This is a genomic window from Micromonospora cynarisoli, assembly GCF_030518815.1.
Classification (GTDB): Bacteria; Actinomycetota; Actinomycetes; order Mycobacteriales; family Micromonosporaceae; genus Micromonospora; species Micromonospora wenchangensis.
On sequence record NZ_CP130426.1, the window covers coordinates 5,236,750 to 5,261,659 of the forward strand.

The following is a 24,910-nucleotide window of genomic DNA, read 5'->3' on the forward strand; positions in this document are numbered from 1 at the left end:
GTGGGCGCGATCACCGGAACGTTCAAGGGCTTCGGGGTCACCTTCTCGCACATGTTCAGGAAGGTCGTCACCACCGACTACCCGTTCAAGCCGCCGGTCTCGGCGCCGCGCTACCACGGGCGGCACATCCTCAACCGGCACCCGGACGGCCTGGAGAAGTGCATCGGCTGCGAGCTGTGCGCCTGGGCCTGCCCGGCGGACGCGATCTACGTCGAGGGTGGCGACAACACCGACGAGCAGCGCTTCTCGCCGGGCGAGCGGTACGCCAGCGTCTACCAGATCAACTACGCCCGGTGCATCTTCTGCGGGCTCTGCATCGAGGCCTGCCCGACCCGTTCGCTGACCATGAGCAACGAGTACGAGCTGGCCCGGGACAACCGGCAGGACCTGATCTTCACCAAGGAGCAGTTGCTCGCTCCGCTGCTCGAAGGCATGGAGCAGCCGCCGCACCCGATGCGGCTCGGTGACAGCGAGAAGGACTACTACGTCGGCGCGCTGACCAACCCGGGCACCTCGGCAGGTGCCGAGCAGTCGCCGATGGGGCCCGGCCGCTACCGGGTCGAGGAGCACCCCGGGGTCACCTTCCCGGGTGCCGAGCAGGCGGCCCAGCGGGCGGCGGGCAAGGGAGCCGGAGCATGAACACGTCCACGGTGCTCGCCGCGGCGGGCCAGGTGTCCGGGGGCGAGGAGGTCACCTTCTGGATCCTCGCCCCGCTGGCGCTGATCGGCGCGATCGGCATGGTCTGGGCGCGCAACGCCGTGCACTCGGCGCTGTTCCTGGTGCTCACCATGCTCTGCCTGGGCGTGTTCTACGTGCTCCAGGCCGGGCCGTTCATCGGCATGGTGCAGATCATCGTCTACACCGGCGCGATCATGATGCTGTTCCTGTTCGTGCTGATGCTGGTCGGCCGGGACGCCTCCGACTCGCTGATCGAGACGCTGCGCGGCCAGCGGGTCGCCGCGGTGGTGCTCGGGCTCGGCTTCGCCGGGCTGGTCGGCACCGGCCTGTACCGGGCGCTGAACGGGGTCACCGCCGTCGGCCTTGACCAGGCCAACGCGGAGGGCAACGTGCAGGGCATCGCCCGGCTGCTGTTCACCAAGTACGTCCTCGCCTTCGAGTTGACCTCCGCGCTGCTGATCACGGCGGCGATCGGGGCGATGGTGCTGGCGCACATCGAGCGGCGCAAGGAAGACAAGATGGACCAGGTCGCCACGATGAAGGCCCGGTTCCGCCCCGGCAACTACCCCGGTCCGAAGCCCGGTCCGGGCGTCTTCGCCACCTCCTCCTCGGTGGCCACCCCGGCCCGGCTGCCCGACGGCCGGCTGACCGACCGCAGCACCCCGGCGATCCTGCCGCAGCGGGAGCTGACCGCCGAGGAAACCACCCTGAAGGGGACGGAACGGTGAGCGCGAGGAGTGCAGCGAAGCGGAGCCCCGCAGTCGCGAACGGCGGCGTGGCCTCGGTGAGCGCGAGGAGTGCAGCGAAGCGGAGCCCCGCAGTCGCGAACGAAAGGTCGGTCCGGTGACCCCCGACTACTACCTGATCCTGGCCGCGGTGCTGTTCACCGTCGGTGCGGTCGGCGTGCTGGTGCGGCGTAACGCGATCGTGCTGTTCATGTGCGTCGAGCTGATGCTCAACGCGGCCAACCTGACGCTGGTCACCTTCAGCCGGATCAACGGTGACCTCAACGGACAGATCATGGCGTTCTTCGTGATGGTGGTGGCGGCGGCCGAGGTCGTGGTCGGGCTCGCGATCATCATGTCGATCTTCCGGACCCGGCGCTCCGCGAGCGTCGACGACGCCAACCTGCTGAAGTACTAAAGGGGCCCTGCGGTGGATGAGATTCTGACGTACGCCCAGGCAGAGCCGACCGGCGCCGTCACCTACGCGGCGGCGGACGGCCTGCTGAGCAGCGTCTGGCTGCTGGTGGCGATCCCGTTGGCCAGCGCGGCGATCCTGCTGCTGCTCGGCCGGCGGGCCGACCGGTGGGGGCACTGGCTGGGCGTGGCCGCGATCGGTGCCGCGTTCGTGCTGGGGCTCACCTCGTTCTTCCAGCTGCGCGGGCTGGAGAACAAGTCCGTCGAGCTGAGCCTCTGGGACTTCATCACGGTCGGTGACCTGCGGGTCGACTTCGGTCTGCTCTTCGACCCGTTGGCCGCGGTCTTCGTCCTGCTGATCACCGGGGTGGGTCTCCTGATCCACCTCTACGCGGTCGAGTACATGGCGCACGACGAGGGCCGGCGACGGTTCTTCGCGTACTTCAACCTCTTCGTCGCCGCGATGCTGCTGCTGGTGCTCGGCAACAACTACGTGATGCTCTACTTCGGCTGGGAGGGCGTCGGTCTGGCGTCGTACCTGCTGATCTCCTTCTGGTACGGGCGGCCGAGCGCGGCCACCGCCGGTAAGAAGGCGTTCCTGATGAACCGGGTCGGTGACGCCGGCCTGGCGATCGGCATCTTCATCCTGTTCGCCACCCTCGGCACCACCCAGTACGACGAGGTCTTCTCCTCCGTCGGCGGGCTGGCCAGCGGCACGGTGCTGGTGCTGGGTCTGCTGCTGCTGCTCGGCGCGGCCGGCAAGTCCGGTCAGTTCCCGCTCCAGGCGTGGCTGCCGGACGCGATGGAGGGCCCGACCCCGGTGTCGGCGCTCATCCACGCCGCCACCATGGTCACCGCGGGCGTCTACCTGATCGCCAGGTCCAACCCGATCTTCTCGGCCAACGAGACCCTCCAGCTCGTGGTGGTCAGCGTCGGCGCGCTGACCCTGCTGATGGGCTGCGTCATCGGCGCGGCCAAGGACGATATCAAGCGGGTGCTGGCCTGGTCGACGGTCAGCCAGATCGGTTACATGTTCCTCGGCGTGGGCCTCGGCGGCGCGGCGTACGCGCTGGCCATCGTGCACCTGCTGGCGCACGGCTTCTTCAAGGCCAACATGTTCCTCGGCGCCGGCTCGGTCATGCACGGCATGAACGACCAGGTGGACATCCGCCGCTTCGGCGGGCTGTCGAAGTACATGAAGATCACCTGGATCACCTTCATGATGGGCTGGCTCGCCATCATCGGCATGTTCCCGTTCTCCGGCTTCTTCTCCAAGGAGCCGATCATCGTGGCCGCGTTCGAGCGGGAGGGCTGGACGGCCTGGCTGTTCGGCGGGGCGGCGCTGCTCGGCGCGGGGCTGACCGCCTTCTACATGACCCGGTTGTTCGTGCTGACCTTCCACGGCCCGAAGCGGTGGACCGAGGACATCGAGCACCCGCACGAGTCGCCGAAGCTGATGACCATCCCGCTGATCCTGCTGGCGATCGGCTCGGTCGGTGCCGGTTTCCTGCTCGCCACGTCCGTACCGGACTGGCTGACCGCCACCGCCGGGCTGGGCGGCGAGCACGCCGAGCACGCCGCGGTGCTGCCGCACTGGCTGCTGACCACGCTGTCGCTGGTGGTGACGGTGCTCGGTGCCGGTCTGGCCTGGGCGCTGTTCCGCAACGGCACGGCCACCGCGCCGCAGCCCGCCGGGGTGCTGGTCACCGCCGCCCGGCGCAACCTCTACACGGACGCCTTCAACGAGGTGGTCTTCGAGAAGCCGGGCATCTTCCTCACCCGGGCGCTGGTCTTCCTCGACAACCGGGGCGTCGACGGGCTGGTCAACGGCCTGGCCGCCGGGGTCGGGGGCGGTTCGGGTCGGCTCCGGCGGTGGCAGACCGGCTTCGTCCGGTCGTACGCCACCTCGATCCTGACCGGCGCGCTGCTCGTGGTAGCGGCGTTCCTGGCGGTGCAGGCGGGGTGGCTGGCGTGATCGACCTCAATGCGACCGCCCCCGCCGGCGGGCCCCGCATCCACGACGGAGGTAAGGCCGCATAATGTCCAACTTCCCGTTCCTCTCGGTGCTGACCGTGGCACCGCTGGTCGGCGCCCTGGTCGTGGCCTTCCTGCCGCGTCGCCGGCCCGACCTGGCCAAGCAGGTGGCGTTCGGCTGGTCGCTGCTGGTGCTGGCGCTGTCGGTGGTGATGTGGGTTTCGTTCTCCGCCGACGGTGACCGGCTCCAGTTCCGCGAGTCGTACCCGTGGATCCCCACCTGGGACGTCAACTTCACCTTCGCCGTCGACGGCATCGCGCTGGTCATGCTGATGCTGATCGCGGTGCTGGTGCCGCTGGTGATCCTGGCCTCCTGGCACGACGCCGACGCGTCGAAGCGGTCGGTGCCTGCCTACTTCGCCCTGCTGCTCGTCCTCGAATCCACGATGATCGGCGTCTTCGCCGCCGCCGACGTCTTCCTGTTCTACGTGTTCTTCGAGGTCATGCTGGTGCCGATGTACTTCCTGATCGGCAGCTACGGCGGCCACCAGCGGCAGTACGCGGCGGTGAAGTTCTTCCTCTACTCGCTGGTCGGCGGCCTGTTCATGCTGGCCGCGGTGATCGGCCTGTGGGTGGTCGGCGGCAAGACCTTCGACTGGCAGACGCTGACCCAGGTGGACATCTCCACCGGCACCGAGCGCTGGCTGTTCCTCGGCTTCTTCCTCGCCTTCGCGATCAAGGCGCCGTTCTTCCCGTTCCACACCTGGCTGCCGGACGCCGGTCGGGCCGCCCCGGCGGGTGCCGCCGCGCTGCTGGTGGGCGTGCTGGACAAGGTCGGCACGTTCGGCATCCTGCGGTACTGCCTGCCGCTGTTCCCGGAGGCGTCGAAGTGGTTCGCCCCGTGGGCGCTGGCGCTGGGGCTGATCGGCATCCTGTACGCCGCGTTGCTCGCCGTCGGCCAGTCCGACCTGAAGCGGCTGGTGTCGTACACCTCGATCGCGCACTTCGGGTTCATCGGAGTCGGCATCTTCGCCTTCACCACCCAGGCGGGCACCGGCGCGGTGCTCTACATGCTCAACCACGGGCTCGCCACCGGCCTGCTGTTCCTGGTCGTCGGGATGCTCATCGCCCGCCGGGGATCGTCGCTGATCTCCGACTTCGGCGGGGCGGGCAAGCTGGTCCCGCTGCTGGCCGGGGTGCTCTTCTTCGCCGGTCTGGCCTCGCTGGCGCTGCCCGGCACCGCGCCGTTCGTCTCCGAGTTCCTGGTGCTGATCGGCACCTTCACGGTGAACAAGCCGGTCGCGGTGATCGCCACGCTGGGCATCGTCCTGGCCGCCGCGTACGTGCTGTGGATGGTGCAGCGCACCACCCAGGGCACGCTCAACCCGGAGTTGACCGAGGTCAAGGCGATGCACCGCGACCTCACCCTGCGCGAGAAGGTCGTGGTCGCCCCGCTGATCGCCCTGATCGTGCTGCTCGGCTTCTATCCGAAGCCGGTCACCGATGTGATCAACCCCGCCGTCCAGGCGACCATGCAGGACGTCGGCAAGACCGATCCCGCCCCCGAGGTCGGCAGCGTCCAGGAGGCTGCACAGTGAGCGCGAGGAGCGAACGGGCGCAGCGAGTGAGCCCCGCAGTCGCGGGCGAAAGGCAGCATCTGCGATGACCGAACTCAAGTTGCCGTCGATCGACTACGCGGCGATCTCCCCGATCCTGATCATGCTGGGGGTCGCCCTGCTCGGTGTCCTGGTGGAGGCGTTCGTGCCGCGCCGCCGCCGGCACCTGGTGCAGCTCTCGCTGTCCCTGCTGGCGGTGCTCGCCGCGCTGGTGATGGTGGTGCTCAGCGCCGACGCCCGGCTGGTCACGGCGGGCGGGGCGCTGGCGGTGGACGGCCCCACCCTCTTCCTCCAGGGCACCATCCTGGTGCTCGCGGCGATGGCGTTGCTGCTGATCGGTGAGCGGTCGGTGGAGCGCGGCGGCGCATTCGTCGCCCAGGCGGCGGTGACCGCCGAGTCGGCCGACGACCGGCAGCAGGCCGAGGGACGCAACGGGGCGACCGAGGTCTACCCGCTGACCAGCTTCGCGATCGGCGGCATGCTGATCTTCGTGGCGGCGAACGACCTGCTGACCATGTTCATCGCGCTGGAGGTCTTCTCCCTGCCGCTCTACCTGCTCTGCGCGCTGGCCCGTCGCCGGCGGCTGCTGAGCCAGGAGGCGGCGATGAAGTACTTCCTGCTCGGCGCGTACGCCTCGGCGTTCTTCCTGTTCGGCGTGGCCCTGGTGTACGGCTTCACCGCCGGCATCCCGGGCCGTTCGGCGGGCGTCGACTTCGCCACCGTGCACGCCGCGGTGAACGAGTCCCCGTCCAGCGAGGTGCTGCTCTTCGCCGGGATGGCGCTGATCGCCATCGGCCTGCTGTTCAAGGCCGCCGCCGCCCCGTTCCACGTCTGGACCCCGGACGTCTACCAGGGCGCGCCCACCCCGGTCACCGGCTTCATGGCGGCCTGCACGAAGGTGGCCGCGTTCGGTGCCCTGCTGCGGGTCTTCCACGTGGCGTTCGACCAGGCGGCCTGGGACTTCACCCCGGTCCTCGGGGTGGTGGCGGTGCTCACCATGCTGATCGGCGCGGTGCTGGCGGTCACCCAGACCGACATCAAGCGGCTGCTGGCGTACTCGTCGATCGCCAACGCCGGCTACCTGCTCGTCGGGGTGCTCGCCCCGACCGGCGCGGGCGTCTCCGGCACGATGTTCTACCTGGCCGCGTACGGCTTCTCGGTGCTCGCCGCGTTCGCCGTGGTGACCCTGGTCCGGGACGCCGACGGGGAGGCCACCCACCTGTCCCGCTGGGCCGGGCTGGGCCGCCGCTCGCCGTTCTACGCCGGGGTCTTCACCTTCATCCTGCTGGCCTTCGCCGGTATCCCGTTGACCAGCGGCTTCATGAGCAAGTTCGCGGTCTTCGGCCCGGCGCTGGAGAGCGGGCACGCCTGGCTGGTGGTGGCCGGTGTGCTGACCAGCATGGTGCTGGCCTTCCCGTACCTGCGGGTCGTGGTGATGATGTGGCTCTCCGAGCCGGGCGAGACCACCCCGACCGTCGCGGTGCCGGGCGGGCTGACCGCCACCGCGCTGATGATCGGGGTGGCCGCCACCCTGATCCTCGGCGTGCTGCCGGCGCCCCTGCTCGACCTGGCGACGGACGCGGCAGCATTCGTCAGGTGATCCGTTCCGTACGACCGTGGGGCCGGTGCGCGCAGGCGTACCGGCCCCACGGCCGTATCCCCCGTCCGGAGCAGGTCGAACGGGTGTGGCATGGTTGATGGTGTGGTGATTCCGGCGGGGGAGCGTTCAGGTGCCGTCGGCTCCGGTGGTCGTCGGGGTCGGGCGGGCACGGGTCAGGTCGGCGCGCTCGGCGTGCATCTGGCCGATCCGCGGGTCGAGGCGTCCGTGCTGGGCCTGCTGGACGACGTCGAGGTGGAGCTGCGGGCCAGCGTGTCCAGCGCCGACCCGCTCGTCACCGAGGCGGCCCGGCACCTGGTCGAGGCGGGTGGCAAGCGGTTCCGGCCGTTGCTGGTGGCGCTGGGCGCGCAGTTCGGCGACCCGGCGGGCCCGCAGGTGGTGCCCGCGGCCGTGGTGATGGAACTCACCCACCTCGCCACCCTCTACCACGACGACGTGATGGACGAGGCCGCCGTGCGGCGGGGCGCGCCCAGCGCGAACTCCCGCTGGACCAACTCGGTGGCCATCCTGGTCGGCGACTACCTCTTCGCGCGGGCCGCCGACATCGCCGCCGACCTCGGTCCCGAGGCGGTACGGCTCCAGGCGCGCACCTTCGCCCGGCTCGTGCACGGGCAGATCGCCGAGACCGTCGGCCCCCGCACGGAGGACCCGGTCGACCACTACCTGCGGGTGATCGCCGACAAGACGGGTTCGCTGATCGCCACCTCGGCCCGCTTCGGCGGCATGTTCGGTGGGGCGTCCGAGGAGCACACCGAGGCCCTCGCCGGCTACGGCGAGACCATCGGGGTGGCCTTCCAGCTCTCCGACGACCTGCTCGACATCTCCTCCGAGTCGGTGCAGTCGGGCAAGACACCCGGCACCGACCTGCGGGAGGGGGTGCCGACCCTGCCGGTGCTCTACGCGCTGGCCGGCGACGACTCCGACGCGGCCTCGGTGCGGCTGCGGGAGATCCTGGCCACCGGCCCGCTGGTCGACGACGCGCTGCACGCCGAGGCGCTCGGCCTGCTCCGGGAGTCCCCGGCGCTCAAGCGGGCCCGGGAGACCGTCCGCAGCTACGCCGAGGACGCCCGCGCCCGGTTGTCGCCGCTGCCGCGGATTCCGGCCCGGCAGGCGCTGGAATCGCTCTGCGACTACATCGCCGACCGCACCGGCTGACCCGCGTACCGCCCCGGGGCCGGCCCGCTCAGGGCGCGGCGGAGCGGCGCAGCAGTCGGCTGCCGGTGAGCATGAGGACGGCGGCGAGGAGCATGGCGACCCCGGCGGTCAGCCACATCACCGGGTAGCCACCGGCCCCGGCGAGCGCACCGAGACCGAGCGGGCCGAGGCAGCCGCCGGCGTACACCCCGGTCTGGGTGATCGAGGTGGCGGCGGCCGGGGCCTGCGGGTGCAGCCGGACCACCGCGAAGTTCAGCAGGCCGGGCCACGCCCAACCCAGGCCGAAGCCGAGCACCACCCCGACGGTCAGCGGCACCGCCCCGGCCACCGCCAGCAGCCCCAACCCGACGGCCCCGACCACCAGCATCGCGGCGATCAACGCGACGTGACCGGTGTCCCGCCGGTCGGCCAGCCAGCCGACGCCGATCCGGGCCGCCACGCAGACCGCGCCGCCCAGGGTGAGCACCAGCCCGGCCGGGCCGGGGGCGAGGCCCCGGTGCACCGACGAGTCGACCACGAAGGTGCCCAGCGCGTTGGCGGCCCCCGCCGCGAGGGTGGCGGCCACGCCGACCACCACCAGCGCCGTGGTGGCCCCGCCGCCGCGTTGCGCCGCGCGGTTCCGCACCGGTCCGGCCGGCTGCGGGGGTACGGCCGGCAGTGCGGCCAGCGCGGCCCCGGCGGCGGCCACGAACGCCCAGCGCCAGCCGGCGGTGAGGGCGATCGCCGGCACCGCCGCCCCGGCCAGCAGGGTGGAGGCGGGGATGGCGGCCTGCTTCACCCCGAACGACAGGCCCTGCCGCCGGGCGGGCACGTGCCGGGCCAGCGCGGCGTTGCTGGCGAGCTGGCCCAGCGCGTTGGCGGCGGCGCTGAGCGCGAGCAGACCGACCAGCACCGGGTACGAGCGGGCCAGTCCGGCGATGGCGAGCAGGCAGCCGGCGGCGAGACCGATGGCGGCACGGGCCACCACGGCCGGGCCAACCCGCTCCACCAGCCGGCCCGACGGCATCGAGGCGAGCGCGCTGACGCCGAAGTAGACCGACACGGCCAGGCCCAGCCCGGCGGGGGAGAACCCCAGGTCGTCGCCCATCTGCACGGCGAGCCCGCCGACCAGGAAGACCGGCAGGACGCTGGCGATGGTGGTGGCGACGGCCCCGCCGCCGGCCCGCAGGGGGCGGACTGTCGGTCGGCCCGGCGTACGGCCGAGGGCGGTGTCGGTCATCGTGGCCCAACCTACGCGAGTCGTGTTCCTGACAACCCTCGGCGTGTCGCCCGGGAACCCGCCGTATACCGCCTGATCTGGCATCCTCCACCCGAACGGGCGTTCCGTCCCGGCCGGGTTTTTCATATGGTGTAAGTCCCCGGCTGCGGAGGTGGTTGTGCGTGACCCCCTGGCGGAACCTTCGGATCTGATCCGAAGTGTCTCCCGCGCGCTACGCGTGCTCGAGTCGGTCGGCCGTGCCCCGAAGGGCCTGACCGTCAAACAGATCGCCCGGCGCTGCGAGCTGACCGTCGCCACCACGTACCACCTGGTCCGCACCCTGGCCTACGAGGGCTACGTGATCCGGCGCGAGGACGGCACCTACATCGTCGGCCTGGAGATCGCCGACCGGTACCGGGAACTGGTCACCGCGTTCCGGGGCCCGGCCGCGGTCGGCGAGTCGCTGCGGCGGGCCGCCGTCGACACCGGGTGGAGCCACTACCTGGGCCGGTTCGTCGGCGGTCAGGTGGCGGTCACCGCCGTCGCCGAGGGGGCCCGCTCGCCGTACCTGGAGGACATGGTCCCCGGCTTCGACGAGGGCGCGCACGCCACCGCCCTGGGCAAGGCGCTGCTGGCCACCCTCACCGCCGAGCAGCGCCTGCGCTACCTGCGCGACTACGGCATGCGGCCGTTCACCACCGCCACCCTGACCAGCCCCGAGGCGTTCGAGGCGGATCTGGCCGCCGGCGACCGGCGGGGCATGCAGCTGGAGCTGGGGCAGTTCCGGCAGGGGGTGGCGTGCGCCGCAGTCCTGGTCACCCCGGACAAGGACATGGAACGGCGGGTGGTGCTGGCCTGCGCGCTGCCGGCCAGCGAGATGATGACCTCCGCCCGGGTGGTGCGCGCCAAGCTGCTCACCGCCGCCCGCGCGGTCGCCGACGGCATCGCCGCCGACCTCTGACGCCGCCCGGCGCACGGGGAAGGCCCCCTCCCGGACCGAAGCGGGAGAGGACCTTCGCGGCCGGCCCGGCGGGGCCGACCCGGGACGGGCGCGTCAGCTGCCGATCGGGCCGCCGTCGAGCCGCCAGGTGACCACCACGCCCGGCTTGGCGTAGTCGCCGTCCGGCCAGGTCGACGCCGGCTTCTCCACCGACGCGCCGGTGATCTCACCGGGGTGCTGCACGGCCACGAACACCGACCGGTTGTCGCCGGTGATGAACGGCCCGCAGGTCTCCGCACCCAGCGGCACGGTCAGGAACTGCTTCAGGTGCCCCCGCTCCGGCCCCTCGACGGCGGTGGCGAACAGGCCGTCGTTGCTGCCCAACGCGTTGCCGTCGGTGGAGATCCAGAGGTTGCCGGTGGCGTCGAAGGCGACGTTGTCCGGGCAGGAGATCGGCGAGACCTTCGTCTTGTCGTACCCGGCGAAGTAGGTCGACGGGTCGGCCGGGTCACCGGCGACGATCGGCAGCGACCAGGTGAAGGACTCCGCCGTGTTGTCGCCCCGGTCCTCGACCAGTTCCAGGATCTGCCCGTGCTTGTTGAGGTTGCGCGGGTTGATCTCGTCGGCCGCCGGCTTGCCGGCCTTGCCCCGGTCGGTGTTGTTGGTCAGCGCCACGTACACCTTGCCGGTGAGCAGGCTCGGCTCGACGTCCTCCGGCCGGTCCATCTTCGTCGCGCCGACCTTGTCCCCGGCGAGCCGGGTGAAGGTGAGCACCTCGGCGGCGGTCATCCCGTCGACGTACGACCGGGTGCCGCTGACCAGCCTGATCCACCGGCCGGTGCCGTTGAACGCGCCGTCGGCGGGCAGCCTGCCCGAGCCGTCGATCTCGGCGGCGCTGCTCTGGCCGAACTGCGCCACGTAGAGGGTGCCCGACTCCAGCAGGGTCAGGTTGTTCTTGCGGGCCACCCAGGAGTCACCGGGCATGAACTTCTTGTCGGAGACGAACTTGTAGAGGTAGTCGAAGCGCTCGTCGTCACCCATGTACGCGACCACCCGCTTGTCGCGGGCCACGATCACGTTGGCGCCCTCGTGCTTGAACCGGCCCAGCGCGGTGTGCTTACGTGGACGGCTCTCCGGGTCGAACGGGTCGATCTCGACGATCCACCCGAACCGGTGCGCCTCGTTGGGGTGCTTCGCCAGGTCGAACCGCTCGTCGGCCCGCTCCCACCTACGGCTGCCGCTCGGGTGGCGGGCGGCGGTGGTGATGCCGTACCTGTCGAACTTCGGCTTCAGCTCGGCGGGCGCGGCGTCGGCACCGACGAAGTACTGGTTGAAGTTCTCCTCGCCGGAGAGCACCGTTCCCCACGGGGTGACCCCACCGGCGCAGTTGTTCAGGGTGCCGACCACCGTGCGGCCCCTCGGGTCGGCGGCGGTACGCAGCCACGCCGAGCCGGCGGCCGGGCCGGTCAGCTCGAACTTCGTGGCCAGCGCGGTGACCCGCCGGTTGTACGGCCGGCGGCCCTGGCCCACCGCCCGCCACTGCCCGGTGCCGTCCACCCGCTCCAACTCCACCACGGACATGCCGTGCGCGGCCATCGCGGTGCGCACCTGCTCGACGGTGAGGTTGTCCAGGCCGGTGAAGCCGGGGAACATCAGGTCCTCGTTGGTGTACTCGTGGTTGACCACGAGCAGCGCCCGCCTGCCCCGCCGGTCCAGCGGCAGCACCCCGACGAAGTCGTTGTTGTAGCCGAACTGCTTGGCCTGGGCGGCGGCGGTCTGCCCGTGCAGGTCGAACCGGGGCGCACCGGGCAGCACCGGGTCGCCCCAGCGGATGACCACGTGATGGTCGTACCCGTTGGGGACGACCAGGGTGTCGAGCTGGTTCGGCGGGATCGGCTTGAAGGTCAGCGCGCCGTTGCCGACGCCGCGCTGCGCCGCGGTCGGGTCGCCGACCTCCGGCACCACCGGGGTGGCCGGCGCGGCACCGACCGGGGCGGCCCCGGCCAGCGCACCGGCGGCGGCACCGCCGAAGCCGAGCACCAGCGCGCCGACCGCACCCGCCCGGACCACGCCCCGTCGGGTCACCTCCCCCTCGACCAGGTCGCCGAAGTAGGTGTTGTCGGAGGTGTTGGGTACCGGATGGTCGCAGGCGTTGCCGCAGCGGTACAGGCAGGTCATCGCATCGCGGCTGCCGTGCCGGGTGGTGCCGAGCAGCGGGAGCAGCCGGGGACGGTCGCTCATGGAAGGGAGCCTCCTGGAAGCAGGTCGGTGGCACGCCGTTGTCACCTGCGCGACGTGCGTACCGGGCGGACGCTGCCAGGACGGGGTGAGCGGCCACCGGACTCGGTGTGAACCGGATGTGAACAGCAGTCACCGCTGAACCGATCGGGGTCACGGCGCGTAATAACCGGCGGACACGTTCGCCGGACCTGTCGGGCGGGAAGCGAGGGGATCACCATCAGCGACCACGACGCCCAACTGCTGCGCGCCCTGCACGACGAGCACGCCGAGGCGCTCTACGCGCACGCGCTGCGGCTGGTCAACGGGGACCGCACCCGGGCCGAGGACCTGGTGCAGGAGACCCTGCTGCGGGCGTGGCGTCACCCCGAGTCGCTGGACCCGCGTCGCGGCTCGGTCCGCGCGTGGCTCTTCACGACCGCCCGGAACCTGGCGATCGACGCCTGGCGGCGACGGTCGACCCGGGTCGGCGAGGTGTTCACCGACGACCTGCCCGAGCCGCCCGAGACGGTGGACGAAGCGGAGCGCGCGGTGGAGGCCTGGACCATCGCCGAGGCGCTGAACCGGCTCAGCCCCACCCACCGGGAGGTGCTGGTCGAATGCTTCTACCAGGGCCGTTCGGTGGCCGAGGCGGCGGCCCGGCTGGGGGTGCCACCGGGAACGGTCAAGTCCCGCACCCACTACGCGCTGCGTTCACTACGGTTGGCCCTGGCCGAGATGGGGGTGACCGGATGACCCGCTGCGAGTTCGCACACGACGACGGCGCGTACGTGCTGGGTGCGCTCGCCCCCGCCGACCGCGCCGCCTACGAGCGGCACCTCGCCGGGTGCGCGGCGTGCCGGGACGCGGTGGCCGAGATCGCCGTGCTGCCGGGCCTGCTGGGCCGGCTCGACCCGACCACGCTGGAGGAGTTCCTCCCGCCACCGCCCGAGGTCAGCCGGGTGCCCGACCTGATCGCCGCCGCCCGGGACCGCCGCCGCCGCGAACGGACCCGCAACCGCCGACGGTACGCGCTGACCGCCCTCGTCGCCGCCGGGTTCGCCCTGGTGCTGGGCGTCGCCGGGGCGTCCGCCCTGCGTCCGGCCCCGACGCCCGCGCCGACCACCCAGGCGGTACGGATGGTGTCGATGTCGCCGGTGGCGGCCAAGACCCCGGCGGTGCACGCCGAGATCGGGCTGAGCGGCACCAAGTGGGGCACCGAGGTCACCATGCACTGCGGGTACGACGCGACGGCGGGCTACGGCAAGGCGTACACGTTCCGGCTGGTGGCCCGGGGTCCGGACGACGCGACGGAACAGATCGCCTCCTGGCTGGCCGCCCCCGGCGACGACGTGAACCTGCGCGGGGCGACCCGGTTCACCGACGCCGAACTGGTCCGCCTCGAACTGCTGCGGGCCGACGGGACCCTGGTGCTCAGCTACGACGTCCGCTGAGCGCGGAGGCCGCGCGACGGTCGGGTCGCTCAGTGGGCGGCGGCGGGCAGCGGCGCGGCGGCGCGGGCGGCGGCCCGGGTACGTCGGCCGTTCCGCAGCGCGTCCAGGCTGAAGATCACCAGGGCCAGCCAGACCAGGGCGAAACCGGCCAGCCGGGCCGGCGGCATCGGCTCGTGGAAGATCAGCACGCCGCAGCCGAGTTGGAGGACCGGGGCCACGTACTGGAGCATGCCGAGCGCGGTCAGCGGCAGCCGGTTGGCCGCGCCCGCGAACAGCAGCAGCGGGACGGCCGTCACCGCCCCGGCCGCCACCAGCAGCGCGGTGTGCCCGGCCGAGACCCCGCCGAACGTCGACCCGCCCCGGCTCGCCAACCAGCCCAGGTAGCCCAGGGCGGGCAGCGCCAGCACCGCCGACTCGACGAACAGCCCCTCCGCCGCCGGCAGCCCGAGCCGCTTCTTGGCCAACCCGTAGCCGGCGAAGCTGGCCGCCAGGATCAACGCCAGGTAGGGCAGCCGGCCGTAGTCGACGGTGAGCACCGCGACCGCCGCCGCGCCCACCCCGAGCGCCACCCACTGCGCCGGGCGCAGCCGCTCCCGCAGCACCAGCACCCCGAGCAGCACCGACACCAGCGGATTGATGAAGTAGCCGAGGGCGGTCTCCACCACCCGGGCGGAGTTCACCCCGTAGATGTAGGTGCCCCAGTTCACCGCGATCAGCGCCGCCGCGACGACGATCCCGGCCAGCGTCCGGGGGCGGCGGGCCAGCGACCGCAGGAAGCCGACGTTGCGCAGGGCGGCGAGCAGCAGCGCGACGAACACCACCGACCAGACGATCCGGTGGGCGAGGATCTCCATCGGCCCGGCCGGGCGGAGCAACTTCAGGTAGAGCGGGATGAAACCCCAGATCAGGTACGCACCAAAGCCGTAGAGGTAGCCGAGCCGCAGCGGAGTCACGATCCCACCGTAAGGGGTACGGGCGGAGCAGGCTCCTTTCCGGTGAGCGGGGTCACCGCTCGTTCACCCACTCCATCCACTGGTCCGGGGGTGCCGGGGTGAAGCCCAGCTTCGCGTACACCCCGTGGGCGTCGGCGGTCGCCAGCGCGATCCGGCGTACGCCGTACCCGGCGAGGTGGTCGCGGATCGCGCCGGCCAGCCAGGTGCCCAGGCCACGCCCCCGCGCCTCCCGGGCGACGAAGAGGTCACAGAGCCAGCCGAAGGTGGCCCGGTCGGTGATCACCCGGGCGACGGCGACCTGTGCGCCGTCCTCCGGTCGGTAGACGCCGTACGGGGTCGAGCCGGCGAAGGCCCGCTCCGTCGTCTCCCGGCTCCGCCCCAGCGCCCAGTAGGCGTCGGTGGAGAGCCAGTCGTGCACCAGGCCCCGGTCGAGGCGTTCCGGGTCGGTGTCGAGCTGCCAGCCGTCGGGGTGGGTCAACGAGAACACCCCGCCACGCTAGCCCCACCCGGTGGCGGTCCCGCCAGCCAATTCCCGTCCGGTGGCCGCTCCGGCCGGCCACCACCCCCGGCGGGGCGGCGGCCGGCAACCGGGTCAGTCGCGGTCGAGGACGGCCCCGAGAACCCAGGTCACGATGCCGACCAGGAGCGCGCCCAGCACCGCCTCGGGCCAGAACCCGTCCACGTGGAACGGCAGGTCCGCCTGACCGGCGATCCAGCTGGTGAGCAGGAACAGCAGCCCGTTGACGACCAGGGCGATCAGCCCGAGGGTGAGCAGGTAGAAGCCGCAACCAACGGTCTTGATGATCGGCTGGAGCACGGCGTTGACCACGCCGAAGATCACCGAGACCAGCACCAGGGTGACGATCGCCTCGCCTGCCGAACCGGTGTCGAGCGAGATGCCGGGGATGAGCAGCGTCGCCAGCCAGAAGGCCACCACCGTGGAGCCCAGCCGGATCAGAAGACCCTTCAGAAAATCCATGGCCGGGATCGTGCCATGTGCGGTCCAGCCAGGGAAAGCACCGTGACCCGTGCGGTCAGCGCCGGCCGGGTCGACCGACCAGTTGCGACTCGATCGGGGTGGGCGAGAGCAGCGCCCACCGCAGCGCCCGCCGGTTGACCACCGCGACCATGTCGTCCCGGATGCGGGTCAACCACTCCGCCGCACCGCCCAGCCCCAGCGCGGTGCCCGCCAGGGCGGCCTCCGACGGGTCGAGGGGTTGCAGCACCGCCAGGTCGGCCCGGCCGAGGGTGTCGACGTCCGCCGGGGTCAACTCGTCCCGGACCACCAGGGTGGACACCCATCCCTGGCCGGGTGGCGGTTCGCCGGCCGCCGTACCCGCGTCGGCCACCACCAGCAGTGGACGCAGCGGAGAACCGGTGACGCCGACCGCCCGCCCGGTGGGGACCACCACCACCCCGCCCTGCTGCCCGCCGACCCCCCGGACGAACGGCTCCCAGGCGCGTGGCCGACCGGTCTGCACCAGCACCCCGGCCCCCAGCGCCAACGCCCGCAGCACCAGCAGTTGGGCCGCCGCCAGCCCGCCGACCAGCACCAGCCGGGTGCCCTCGGCGCGGAACAGCCGGACGGTCACCGCACCGCCGTGCCGGTTGGCCCCCACCATCAGGCCCGCCCCGCCGAGGGTCAGCTCCGGCGGCTCGACCCCCGGCGTGGCCACCCCGGGCACCGCCAACGGCAACGTGGCGGCCAGGCCGGGCAACTGCGCGCCGTCGAGTCGACGCAGCTCACCGCCGGCGTCGGCGACGAGCCGGGACAACCCCTCGGCGGCGTGTTCCAGCGCGACCGGCGTGACGGCGGCCAGCCGTACCGTCAGGCATGTCGGTGGCGCGGTGTCGCCGGCCTGCGGTCCGGCCCCGAGGGAGACGGTGGTGGCGGTCGCCGGCAGGGCCAGCAGCCGGGACACCAACCGGCGGCCCGGATCGACCCGGGCGTCCGGCCAGCGGACCAGCCGGAAGGTGGCCTGGTGCCGGTCGCCGGTGCAGAGCGTCGACCAGCTCTCGCGCACCGGCCGACCGGGTTCGTGATGGGCGAGTTCGGCGAGCACCCGCAGCGCGGCGTGCCCGCCGAGCGGACGGGCCGGCAGCGGCCCCACCCGGCGGACGATCCGACGCACCGTGCCGGCCAGCGCCCGACGCAGGTCCGCGTCGGACCACCCGGACGCCCGCAACACCCGGACGGCGAGCAGCGCCCGCTCCTGACCCGGCAGCCGCCCCTCGGTCAACTGCCGGTACGACGTGCCGGCCGCGCCACCGGCCGCCGGGGCCGGCACGGCGTGCAGCAGCACCTGCACCCGCACCGGCGGTTGCTCCGGCCCGGCCGGCGGCAGCAGCGTGCCGGGTGTCGGCAGCGGGTGGGACCGGTCGCCGAGCAGGTCGCCCGGGTCGCCCAGGTCGAGCAGGACGGTCAGCCCGGTGGCGTCGTCGACCACCCCCGCCGGCCCGTCGGCCAACTCCACAGCGGCCAGCGCGGCATCGGGAAGCAGCAGGTCCAGCAGGGCGGCCGGGTCGGTGTCGGCGGGCAGGCCGTGCCGGCGGGTGAGGAACCCGGCGGCGACGCCCCACCAGTCGAACAGCCACCGCCCGCGCCAGCGCCCCCAGCCGAGACCGGCCAGGACCACCGCACCGACCGCGGCGAGCACCGCCGGCACCGGCCCGCGACCGTACGCGGCCACCGGCAGCGCCAGCGCGACCTGCGTGGCGACGACCTGACCGGGGTGTACGGCGGTGCCGGTGCGGGACCGGGGCGGGCTCTCGGCGGTCCGCCGGAGCGGGCGATCGGTCGTGCTCGCCGTCACCGCATCTCCTCCGTGTGCCCGCCGGATCGGTCGTCCCGGCTGACCTTCCGGGGCGTCCCGCCGCGGACACCCGGCCGGGACCGGAACGCGACGGGAGCGTGACCCATCGTAGTGGCCCGGTCGGCCCGGCGGGAGCCCGTCGTCAGGCGTCGGGGGCGTTGTCCACAGGGGAGGTGGACGGGGTAGCACAACGGCGACGGTGCGACTACCGTCAGCGACTGATTCGCCGACCAGGTCCGTCCGGTCCCGTACCGACGGACGGCACGTCCGCAGTGGACGGCCGGCGGCCGGCCCGACCGGGGAGACGAGGTGACGTCCGGGTGTCCCAGACCCAGGCAGAAGCGGCGGTGATGCAGCACACCGCCGCCAGGTTCGAGCAGGTGGACCAGTCGTTGCAGGCCATGCTGACCGGCCTGATGGCCGAGCTGGAGGTGTTGCAGCAGGCCTGGCGGGGTGCCGGTGGGCGCTCCTTCGAGCAGGTCAAGCAGCAGTGGGGGCGGGACCAGGCGGTGCTGCAACGGGCCCTGCGGGAGACTGCGGCGGCCATCCGCACCGCCGGCCGCCAGTACGACGCCTCGGACACCGAGGCCGCCGGCCGGGTCGCCGGCACCAGTCGCGGCATCCAACTGCCGCTCTAACCGATCCCCGGGGAGGAACGATCCGATGGACCACGGTGTGCTGGTCGTCAACTTCGCCGCGCTGCACCAGGCCGGCGCGGACATCCAGAAGGCACTGAACACCCTCGACGCGCAGCTCGGCCAGCTGGAACGGGACGCCGCCCCGCTGGTCGCCGGCTGGGACGGCGAGGCCCGCCGGGCGTACGAGCAGCGGCAGGCGCGGTGGCGCTCCGCATCGCAGGATCTCCAGGCGATGCTGCGGGACATCAAACTCGCCGTGGACGACTCCGCCGCCGACTACCTCGACACCGAGAAACGCAACACCGGCCTGTTCCAGTGAACCGGCCACCGGCCGGCTTCCCGGTGCGCCCGGCGAGCCGCGCCGTGCCGCCGGCTCGCCGGGCGGACCTCCGACGGTGACGCGGCCTGCGGCGCTCCGGCGGTGACGTCCGGCCGGTCGACGATCGGGCGTTGCCGTCAGGCCGGGCCGGCCGGGTGCCAGCGGCGGCGGACGCCCCGGGGGAGCACCACGGCCAGCAGCACCGCCACCACCACCGTCCCGCCGACGGCCGTGGCGACCAGCAACGCGCGCTGCCGGGCCGCCGCCCGCCGGTGCACCTGCGCCAGCAGCACCGGATCGGCCTGCGGCACCGGCAGAGCGGTCGTCGGGCGGGCGGCCGGTCGGGGAGCGCCGCCCGTCTCCACCACCGCCCGGTACGGGTTGAGCACGCCGGCACCGTAACCGCCCTCCCGGCCACCCGGTGCCGGATCGGTGGTGCCGACGATCCGGCGGGCCACCTCGGCGGCGTTGAGTTCCGGCCGGTACTGCCGCAGCAGGGCGGCGGTGCCCGCCACGAACGGGACGGCGTAACTGGTGCCTCCGGCCCGCAGGTGACCCTGCCCCGGCGCGGCCATCAGCACGTCATCGCCCGGTGCGACCAGGTCGACGTACGGGCCGACCTGGGAGAACGGTGCACGCACGCCGGTCGAGTTGACCGCGCCGACGCCGAGCACCCCGTCGTACGCCGCCGGATAGGGCAGCGGGTCCCCGCCGTCGTGCAGGTTGCCGGCGGCGGCCACCACGACCACGTCCCGCCGCAGCGCGTAGTCGATCGCGTCGCGTACGGCCGGGTTGTCGGCGTACAGGACGACGGAGAGGTTGAGCACGTCGGCGTCGTGGTCCACCGCCCACCGCACCGCTTGGGCGAAACCGGCGGCGCTGACCGTGCGCCCCGCCTCCCGCCCCTCGACGACCTGCTGCTCGCTGACCCGTACCGGCAGGATGCGGGCGTCGGGTGCGAGCCCCCGGAAGGCCACCCCGCCGGCCTGCCCGGCGGCGATGATGCTGGCCACCCCGGTGCCGTGACCGGCGCAGTCCCGGGTGCCGTCGCCGCCCGGGTCGAGGAAGTCCACGCCGTCGAGCACCCGCCCCCGGAGTTGGGGATGCCGTCGGTCGACGCCCGAGTCGACGACCGCCACGGTGACGCCGGCACCGGTGGACAGCGGGGTGAGCCGCTGTGGGGCGTACCGTCGCTGGGGCCACGGGGCGGCGGCGACCGGGCGGGCCGGCGCGGGTGAGGTGACGCAGGCGGGCGCGGCGCGGGCCGGCGTGACCGACGCCACGACGGCCGTCGGCGGTACGGCGAGCAGGGCCGCTGCCAGGGTGACGAACGCCGGGCGGCTGCCGGATCGGGACATCGACCGCCTCCGTATCGTGTCGACTCCGCAACGGGATGTTAGCGCCCGGTCCGTTACCAGGCCGACCGGCCGGTGACCGACTTATCGTGATCTTGTTTTCACCTTGTAGGTTGTACGCGACGCCTGTGGCCTGATCCGGGAGGAGAGGTGGCCGTGACCGACTGGGAGCCGGCTACCGAGGCCGAGACGGCGATGCGTGACGCGCTGCACGCCGGTGACCAGGAGCTCTACTTCCGGATTCTGGCCGGTACGGAGCTTTTCCTCCCGGTCTCCGGTCAGGCCCTCGCCGGTGCGACGCCGATGGGCTGGGGCACCTGGACCACCGGTGGCCGCACCCACGTGCTGGCCTTCACCTCGGCCGCCGCGATGCACGCCTGTCTCGGGTCCTCCGCCGGCCCCTACCGGCGTAGCCGTTACGCCGACCTGGCCGTCGAGTGGCCCAACCACGAGTGGTGGCTGGCGGTGAACCCCGGTCTGCCGATCGAGGGCTACCTGCCCGCCTGGTTCGTCTCGCAGCTCTCCCGGGGTGACGTCCGGCTGCCCGGCCGCCCCCCGGGGGTGCGGTCCCGGGAGGCCGACCAGACGCCCGGCCGGAGCACGCCCGGCGGTCCGGCCGACGTCGAGCCGACCGCCGACCTCTCCGCCGGCTGGGCCCAGCCCCGGCCGGCGTCGTCCGCCACCGCTCCACCCGCCGGGGGTGGCATCCGGCCGGCGACGGGCGCGTCGCTGACCGACGAGCGGGGGCGTCCGGTCGCCCCGCCCGGTGGCGGTCCGTCCGGTGGCGGACCGCGCACCACCACCGCCGGTCCGCCCGAGCAGGGTCGGCCCGCCTTCCCCGACCCCACCGCCGTGCCCGGGACGACCAATGCCGGCTGGCCGGCGGTCCCCCGCCGCCGGCTGCTGGGCGAGGAGTCCGCCGGCCCGGCCAACGGGCGTACCTCGTTCTTCGAGCCGTCCAGTGCCCGGGGGGCCGCCCGGTCGCCGCGGGAGAGTCCGCTGCGTTCGGGTGAGCGGGCGGCCTCACCGACCCGGCCCGGGATGGGCGGTCAGCCCTTCCCCCGACGCCGCCCCGCACCCGCCCAACCGGGCGAGGACGAGGCCGCCCGCGCGTTCCGGGTGGCCGATCCGCCGGCCCGGCCCGGTCCCGGCAACGGGGCGTCGCCGGCCGGCCGTTCCCCGGACCCGCTGGCCGAGGAACCGACCCGGGCCTTCCGGGTGGACCCACCCGGCGGGGAGCCCACCCGGGCCTTCTCCGTCGGCCCGTCGGCGGCGGAGGCCACCCGGGCCTTCCGTACGCCACCACCGCCGGCGGCGGAGGCCACCCAGGCGTTGCCCCGCCGGCAGCCCACCCCGGACGGTTCCTCCGGGGTACGCCAGCCCCGCCCGCCGGTCGACCCGTTCGCCGCCCCGCCCGCTCCGGCCGCCCCACCCGCTCCGGCAGGTCCCGCCCAGGGCGAGGCGGAGGAACTGCCGCCCTCCGTCGCCGAGCCGGTCTCCGCGCCACCGGTGTCCCGCCGGGGGTTCATGCCCATCGTGATAGAGGGTGTGATCCTGGAGTCCCGCGACCTCCCCGTCGCCCCCGCACCGGCCCCGTCCGCCGCCCAGGGTCCGCTGTTCGTCCCCCCGGCGGCTCCCGTGCCGCCGGTCGTCCCTCCGCCGGCCGCCGGGCCGTTCGGTTCCCCCGCTGCTCCCGCGCCACCGCAGCCGTCGGCACCCGCGCCCACGGCGGCTCCGGTGCCGCCGGCCGGGGGGCCGGGCGTCGAGGACACGGTCAACCTGAACGGGACCGGTGGCCCGGTCGGCGCTTTCGGTCGCGGATCCGGGCTGGTTCCCCCGCCGTCGCCCGCCGGCCCGCCGCCTGCCGCCCGGCCCCGTCCCGCCCCGGGTGACCTGTGGACCCCGTCGGCCGAGCGGGCCGCCTCGAAGGCCCGGGCGGAGGTGGCGGCGGCCCCGTCGGACGTGGCACCCCCACCGGTGGCGGCGGCCCCGCCGGCCGGCGCTCCGACCGTCCCCCCGCCCGCGCCGGCAGCGGACGCACCGGTCACCGGCCCGGCTGCGGCGACGCAGGCGTGGACTGCGACGCCTGACGACACCGCACCGGCGGACAGCGCGCCCGTCGCCCCGACGGCGACGGGGGACGCTGCCGGTCCTTTCACGCAGGGTGCGCCGGCCGGGGCGGCCCCGGCGGCCACTGTGCCGGGATCGGACGCCGCCGTGCCGGGATCGGACGGTGTCGACCCGCGTTCCACCCCGGTCGACCTGTGGACCCCCGCCGCCGAACGGGCCGCGCCGACCTCCCCGGCGGCACCGACCGCCGCCGTACCCACCGCCGCGCCCACCACCGCCGTGCCGACCTCTCCGGCGGCACCGGGGCCGGCCGCCGAGCCGGCCCCGGCCGGCAGCGCGCCGCCCGGGACCCCGTCGACGACCGCCGGTGCGGACACCCCGACGACCGCCGACGAGCCGTTCCTGCCGGCCAACGAGGTCGAGGAGAACCTGTTGGACGCGGCCGGCGCCGGCAGCACCGACGGTTTCCTCTCCACCCTGCTGCTGGCCCGGGTGCTGCTTCCGGTCAACCCCGATTCGGTGGCCGGCAGCCGCCCCGGCGAGCCCGGTTTCCAGTGGCGTACCGGGACGACCGACGGTGAGACGTACGTGGTCGTCTACACCTCCCCGGAACGGCTGGCCGAGCACGACGTGCCGCCTGTCGAGACGATCGAGGTGCGCTTCGTCCAGCTGATCCGGCGGTGGCCGGACCCGGGCTGGGCGTTCGCCGTCAATCCGGGCACCCCGGTCGGCGCCAAGCTCCCCGGTGAGCAGATCGTCGCCCTGGCCAGTTGGGCGGCCGAGGTCGGGCTCGGCGACGAGGCGGACGTGGAGCCCGTGGCCGCCGCCGAAACACCCGCCGAACGCACCCGGTACGCCCCGCCGGTCACCGACCCGTCCCGTCCGGTGGTGATGCAGAAGGCGGTCGCCCCGAGCCAACTCGCCTACTACCTGGAACGCGGCTACGACCGGGTCTCCGGTTTCGTGCACCGGGCCGGCGAACTGGCCCACCTGACCACCCCTGCGGAACTGCACGACGCCCTGGGGCTGGGCTACCCCGATTCGCCCTTCGCCCGCGACGCCGAGGCGACCTACGTGCTGCGTTGGCCCGCGTACCGGCCGAGTCTCTACCGCATCCCGTACGGCGGGCAGAACGAGGCGGCGATGCGGGCCATGGAGGGCTGGGTGATCGAGCGCGCGCCGTTCCGGGGCAACGGGTTCGCCCCCGGGGAGAGCAGCGACGTGGTGGCCGAGTTCAAGGTGGACAGCGCCCGGTTGCCGCACGGCGCACAGCTCTGGCGGATCGGCACGGAGGGCACCGAACGGGTGATCGCCATCCTCGACACCGACGCGCTGGTCTGGCGACGGGTGGGCGAGCCGTGATGCGTGACGGTTACGTGGCCCGCTGGCAGGGGCGGGAGTACCAGGTCAGCCCGGACGGCGACCACGTGCGGATCTACCAGCCGGAACCCGCCGACGGCTTCGAGGAGGTACGCCCCGGCCGGTACGTGCGGGTCGTGCCGGTCGGTGAGGTCGAGGACCTGGCGTACGTGCGGACCACCTGCACCTGGCAGGGGCAGCCGTTCATCGTGCTCGGTGAACACGACGGGTGGCTGCGGGTCGAGTACACGGGTGGTCGCTGGCCGGTGGCGCAGGCGATGGGGCTTGAGGTCTTCGACTTCGGCGTCTATCAGGGCTGGGCACCGGCCACCGAGGTCGCCGACCTGCGCGAACAGCGCGTCTGACCGCCGCCGGCCCCGGAGAGCGGGCCCCGGCACGAACGCGACCGTCGACAGGGGACCGTCCACCCGGCCGGTCGGGTCAGGACTTGGTCCAGCGCAGGATCTCGCCGAGCACCACGTCACCGGCCTCCATGTGGGGGAAGTGGCCCACCCCGTCGAGCAGCCGCCACTCGTAGGGGGCGCTGACGTACCGGCCGGAGCCCTGCGCGGTGCGCGGCAGGGACGCGACGTCGGCCGCCCCGTGCAGTTGGAGGGTGGGGGTGACCAGGGGCTTCTGCATCAGCCTGACGAACCGGTAGCCGTGCAGCCGCAGCACCGAGCGGAAGGCCCACCGGTAGCCTTCCAGCGCGCAGAAGGCGGCCTGCGGGATGAGCATCGCCTCCCGGCAGCGCTGCGCGTACCCGGCGAAGTCGGGGCCGGCGACCCAGCGGGGGCCGCCCCAACGGCTCAGCATCTGCTGCACCTCGGCGGCGTCGTTGCGGGTGAGCACGTGCTCGTACCGGGGGAGCTGGAACTTCAGCGCCGGGGTGGAGGCGGCGAACTGACCGCGCGGGTCGGCGAAGATGGCCGCGCGCAACCGCAGCGGATGGGGCGCGCCGAGCACCACCAGCCGGCGGACGAGGGTGGGGTGGAACGAGGCGGCTGTCCAGCCGATCAGCCCGCCCGAGCCGGCGCCGACCACGGTGGCGGACCGTTCCCCGAGGGCGCGGATCAGGCCGGCGACGTCGGCGGCGAGGGTGTAGCCGTCGTACCCCCGGGGCGGTTTGTCGCTGGCGCCGTAACCGCGCAGGTCCACCGCGACGGCCCGGAAGCCGGCGTCGGCGACGGCGGGGAGCATTGTGTGCCAGGCCCACCAGTGCTCGGGGAAGCCGTGCAGGAAGAGCACCATCGGTCCGGTGCCCGCCTCGACGACGTGGAACCGGCTGCCGTTCGCGCCGACGAACCGGTGCGTCCACGGCCCCTCGGTGAGGACGCAGGACTCGTCGGGGGGCCCGCCACGCTGCTCGGTCATGGGCACAGCCTAGGACCTCGGTGCCTGTCGATCGCCCCGC

Annotated in this window: 22 protein-coding genes; 14 read left to right on the top strand and 8 right to left on the bottom strand. The window is 73.5% G+C overall.

Annotation, left to right across the window (positions count from 1 at the left end; translation table 11 throughout):
- The 7 genes from nuoI (at window position 1) to Q2K16_RS22850 (ending at window position 8,180) form a co-directional block, all read left to right on the top strand.
- Window positions 1-639: an NADH-quinone oxidoreductase subunit NuoI gene (gene nuoI / locus Q2K16_RS22820; RefSeq protein WP_067300509.1), complete on the top strand. Its 639-nt coding sequence runs from the start codon at window positions 1-3 to the stop codon at window positions 637-639.
- Window positions 636-1,406 carry an NADH-quinone oxidoreductase subunit J gene (locus tag Q2K16_RS22825; RefSeq protein ID WP_088646150.1) on the top strand — a complete coding sequence of 257 codons (771 nt, stop codon included), beginning with the start codon at window positions 636-638 and terminating at the stop codon, window positions 1,404-1,406. Before nuoI ends, Q2K16_RS22825 begins: the two co-directional genes overlap by 4 nt.
- Window positions 1,407-1,521: 115 nt before the next feature.
- The gene (gene nuoK, locus Q2K16_RS22830; RefSeq protein ID WP_067300503.1) at window positions 1,522-1,821 is read left to right on the top strand and encodes an NADH-quinone oxidoreductase subunit NuoK; all 300 of its coding nucleotides are present in this window, start codon (window positions 1,522-1,524) and stop codon (window positions 1,819-1,821) included.
- Window positions 1,822-1,833: 12 nt separating this feature from the next.
- Window positions 1,834-3,792 carry an NADH-quinone oxidoreductase subunit L gene (gene nuoL / locus Q2K16_RS22835; RefSeq protein WP_302740024.1) on the top strand — a complete coding sequence of 653 codons (1,959 nt, stop codon included), beginning with the start codon at window positions 1,834-1,836 and terminating at the stop codon, window positions 3,790-3,792.
- A gap of 64 nt (window positions 3,793-3,856) precedes the next feature.
- Complete coding sequence (locus Q2K16_RS22840; protein ID WP_302740026.1) at window positions 3,857-5,389, top strand: NADH-quinone oxidoreductase subunit M; 1,533 nt, start codon at window positions 3,857-3,859, stop codon at window positions 5,387-5,389.
- 64 nt (window positions 5,390-5,453) lie between these two features.
- A complete protein-coding gene (gene nuoN / locus Q2K16_RS22845) occupies window positions 5,454-7,007 on the top strand; it encodes an NADH-quinone oxidoreductase subunit NuoN (RefSeq protein ID WP_145917473.1) in 1,554 nt (517 codons plus the stop codon).
- Between the two features lie 90 nt (window positions 7,008-7,097).
- Window positions 7,098-8,180: a polyprenyl synthetase family protein gene (locus tag Q2K16_RS22850; protein ID WP_302740028.1), complete on the top strand. Its 1,083-nt coding sequence runs from the start codon at window positions 7,098-7,100 to the stop codon at window positions 8,178-8,180.
- 28 nt (window positions 8,181-8,208) lie between these two features.
- On the opposite strand, the gene Q2K16_RS22855 is transcribed toward Q2K16_RS22850, so the two are convergent.
- Window positions 8,209-9,399 carry an MFS transporter gene (locus Q2K16_RS22855; protein WP_302740030.1) on the bottom strand — a complete coding sequence of 397 codons (1,191 nt, stop codon included), beginning with the start codon at window positions 9,397-9,399 and terminating at the stop codon, window positions 8,209-8,211.
- A 157-nt stretch (window positions 9,400-9,556) separates the two neighbouring features.
- Here Q2K16_RS22855 and Q2K16_RS22860 point away from each other — a divergent pair, with 157 nt between their 5' ends.
- Window positions 9,557-10,339, top strand: coding sequence for an IclR family transcriptional regulator (locus tag Q2K16_RS22860; RefSeq protein ID WP_302740031.1), 783 nt, complete (start codon window positions 9,557-9,559; stop codon window positions 10,337-10,339).
- Window positions 10,340-10,432: 93 nt separating this feature from the next.
- Here Q2K16_RS22860 and Q2K16_RS22865 read toward each other — a convergent pair whose 3' ends face one another.
- Window positions 10,433-12,559 carry a PhoX family protein gene (locus tag Q2K16_RS22865; RefSeq protein WP_302740032.1) on the bottom strand — a complete coding sequence of 709 codons (2,127 nt, stop codon included), beginning with the start codon at window positions 12,557-12,559 and terminating at the stop codon, window positions 10,433-10,435.
- A 237-nt stretch (window positions 12,560-12,796) separates the two neighbouring features.
- On the opposite strand from Q2K16_RS22865, the gene Q2K16_RS22870 reads away from it, so the two are divergent.
- Both Q2K16_RS22870 and Q2K16_RS22875 read left to right on the top strand, forming a co-directional pair.
- Window positions 12,797-13,291, top strand: coding sequence for a sigma-70 family RNA polymerase sigma factor (locus Q2K16_RS22870; protein ID WP_228543438.1), 495 nt, complete (start codon window positions 12,797-12,799; stop codon window positions 13,289-13,291).
- Complete coding sequence (locus tag Q2K16_RS22875; protein WP_302740033.1) at window positions 13,288-13,989, top strand: anti-sigma factor family protein; 702 nt, start codon at window positions 13,288-13,290, stop codon at window positions 13,987-13,989. Before Q2K16_RS22870 ends, Q2K16_RS22875 begins: the two co-directional genes overlap by 4 nt.
- A gap of 29 nt (window positions 13,990-14,018) precedes the next feature.
- On the opposite strand, the gene rarD is transcribed toward Q2K16_RS22875, so the two are convergent.
- From rarD to eccE, 4 genes are all read right to left on the bottom strand, one after another.
- Window positions 14,019-14,942, bottom strand: a complete 924-nt coding sequence (rarD, locus tag Q2K16_RS22880; RefSeq protein ID WP_302740035.1) for an EamA family transporter RarD — start codon at window positions 14,940-14,942, stop codon at window positions 14,019-14,021.
- A gap of 52 nt (window positions 14,943-14,994) precedes the next feature.
- A complete protein-coding gene (locus Q2K16_RS22885; protein ID WP_302740037.1) occupies window positions 14,995-15,429 on the bottom strand; it encodes a GNAT family N-acetyltransferase in 435 nt (144 codons plus the stop codon).
- Between the two features lie 105 nt (window positions 15,430-15,534).
- The gene (locus Q2K16_RS22890) at window positions 15,535-15,921 is read right to left on the bottom strand and encodes a phage holin family protein (protein WP_302740038.1); all 387 of its coding nucleotides are present in this window, start codon (window positions 15,919-15,921) and stop codon (window positions 15,535-15,537) included.
- A 55-nt stretch (window positions 15,922-15,976) separates the two neighbouring features.
- The gene (gene eccE / locus Q2K16_RS22895) at window positions 15,977-17,755 is read right to left on the bottom strand and encodes a type VII secretion protein EccE (protein WP_302740039.1); all 1,779 of its coding nucleotides are present in this window, start codon (window positions 17,753-17,755) and stop codon (window positions 15,977-15,979) included.
- 320 nt (window positions 17,756-18,075) lie between these two features.
- Here eccE and Q2K16_RS22900 point away from each other — a divergent pair, with 320 nt between their 5' ends.
- The gene (locus tag Q2K16_RS22900; protein ID WP_302740040.1) at window positions 18,076-18,393 is read left to right on the top strand and encodes a WXG100 family type VII secretion target; all 318 of its coding nucleotides are present in this window, start codon (window positions 18,076-18,078) and stop codon (window positions 18,391-18,393) included.
- A gap of 25 nt (window positions 18,394-18,418) precedes the next feature.
- Window positions 18,419-18,712, top strand: coding sequence for a WXG100 family type VII secretion target (locus Q2K16_RS22905; protein WP_088646135.1), 294 nt, complete (start codon window positions 18,419-18,421; stop codon window positions 18,710-18,712).
- A 137-nt stretch (window positions 18,713-18,849) separates the two neighbouring features.
- Here the strand turns inward: Q2K16_RS22905 and mycP are convergent, their stop codons facing one another.
- On the bottom strand, window positions 18,850-20,070 hold the full coding sequence (mycP, locus tag Q2K16_RS22910; RefSeq protein ID WP_302740042.1) for a type VII secretion-associated serine protease mycosin: 1,221 nt from the start codon (window positions 20,068-20,070) through the stop codon (window positions 18,850-18,852).
- Window positions 20,071-20,223: 153 nt separating this feature from the next.
- On the opposite strand from mycP, the gene Q2K16_RS22920 reads away from it, so the two are divergent.
- Window positions 20,224-23,499: an SseB family protein gene (locus Q2K16_RS22920; RefSeq protein WP_368052499.1), complete on the top strand. Its 3,276-nt coding sequence runs from the start codon at window positions 20,224-20,226 to the stop codon at window positions 23,497-23,499.
- Window positions 23,496-23,861, top strand: a complete 366-nt coding sequence (locus tag Q2K16_RS22925; RefSeq protein ID WP_302740044.1) for a hypothetical protein — start codon at window positions 23,496-23,498, stop codon at window positions 23,859-23,861. Before Q2K16_RS22920 ends, Q2K16_RS22925 begins: the two co-directional genes overlap by 4 nt.
- Window positions 23,862-23,937: 76 nt before the next feature.
- Here Q2K16_RS22925 and Q2K16_RS22930 read toward each other — a convergent pair whose 3' ends face one another.
- Window positions 23,938-24,870 (bottom strand): alpha/beta fold hydrolase, encoded by a 933-nt coding sequence (locus Q2K16_RS22930; protein WP_302740045.1) that lies wholly within the window; start codon window positions 24,868-24,870, stop codon window positions 23,938-23,940.
- Window positions 24,871-24,910 lie beyond the last annotated feature (40 nt).

What these genes read in the sequence shown, in the direction of transcription:
- Q2K16_RS22855 (WP_302740030.1), bottom strand. Translation starts at nt 9,399, where the DNA reads ATGACCGACACCGCCCTCGGCCGTACGCCGGGCCGACCGACAGTCCGC.
- Q2K16_RS22930 (WP_302740045.1), bottom strand. Translation starts at nt 24,870, where the DNA reads ATGACCGAGCAGCGTGGCGGGCCCCCCGACGAGTCCTGCGTCCTCACC.
- Q2K16_RS22890 (WP_302740038.1), bottom strand. Translation starts at nt 15,921, where the DNA reads ATGGATTTTCTGAAGGGTCTTCTGATCCGGCTGGGCTCCACGGTGGTG.
- Q2K16_RS22840 (WP_302740026.1), top strand. Translation starts at nt 3,857, where the DNA reads ATGTCCAACTTCCCGTTCCTCTCGGTGCTGACCGTGGCACCGCTGGTC.
- Q2K16_RS22865 (WP_302740032.1), bottom strand. Translation starts at nt 12,559, where the DNA reads ATGAGCGACCGTCCCCGGCTGCTCCCGCTGCTCGGCACCACCCGGCAC.
- Q2K16_RS22825 (WP_088646150.1), top strand. Translation starts at nt 636, where the DNA reads ATGAACACGTCCACGGTGCTCGCCGCGGCGGGCCAGGTGTCCGGGGGC.
- nuoN (WP_145917473.1), top strand. Translation starts at nt 5,454, where the DNA reads ATGACCGAACTCAAGTTGCCGTCGATCGACTACGCGGCGATCTCCCCG.
- Q2K16_RS22875 (WP_302740033.1), top strand. Translation starts at nt 13,288, where the DNA reads ATGACCCGCTGCGAGTTCGCACACGACGACGGCGCGTACGTGCTGGGT.
- Q2K16_RS22905 (WP_088646135.1), top strand. Translation starts at nt 18,419, where the DNA reads ATGGACCACGGTGTGCTGGTCGTCAACTTCGCCGCGCTGCACCAGGCC.
- Q2K16_RS22850 (WP_302740028.1), top strand. Translation starts at nt 7,098, where the DNA reads ATGGTTGATGGTGTGGTGATTCCGGCGGGGGAGCGTTCAGGTGCCGTC.
- mycP (WP_302740042.1), bottom strand. Translation starts at nt 20,070, where the DNA reads ATGTCCCGATCCGGCAGCCGCCCGGCGTTCGTCACCCTGGCAGCGGCC.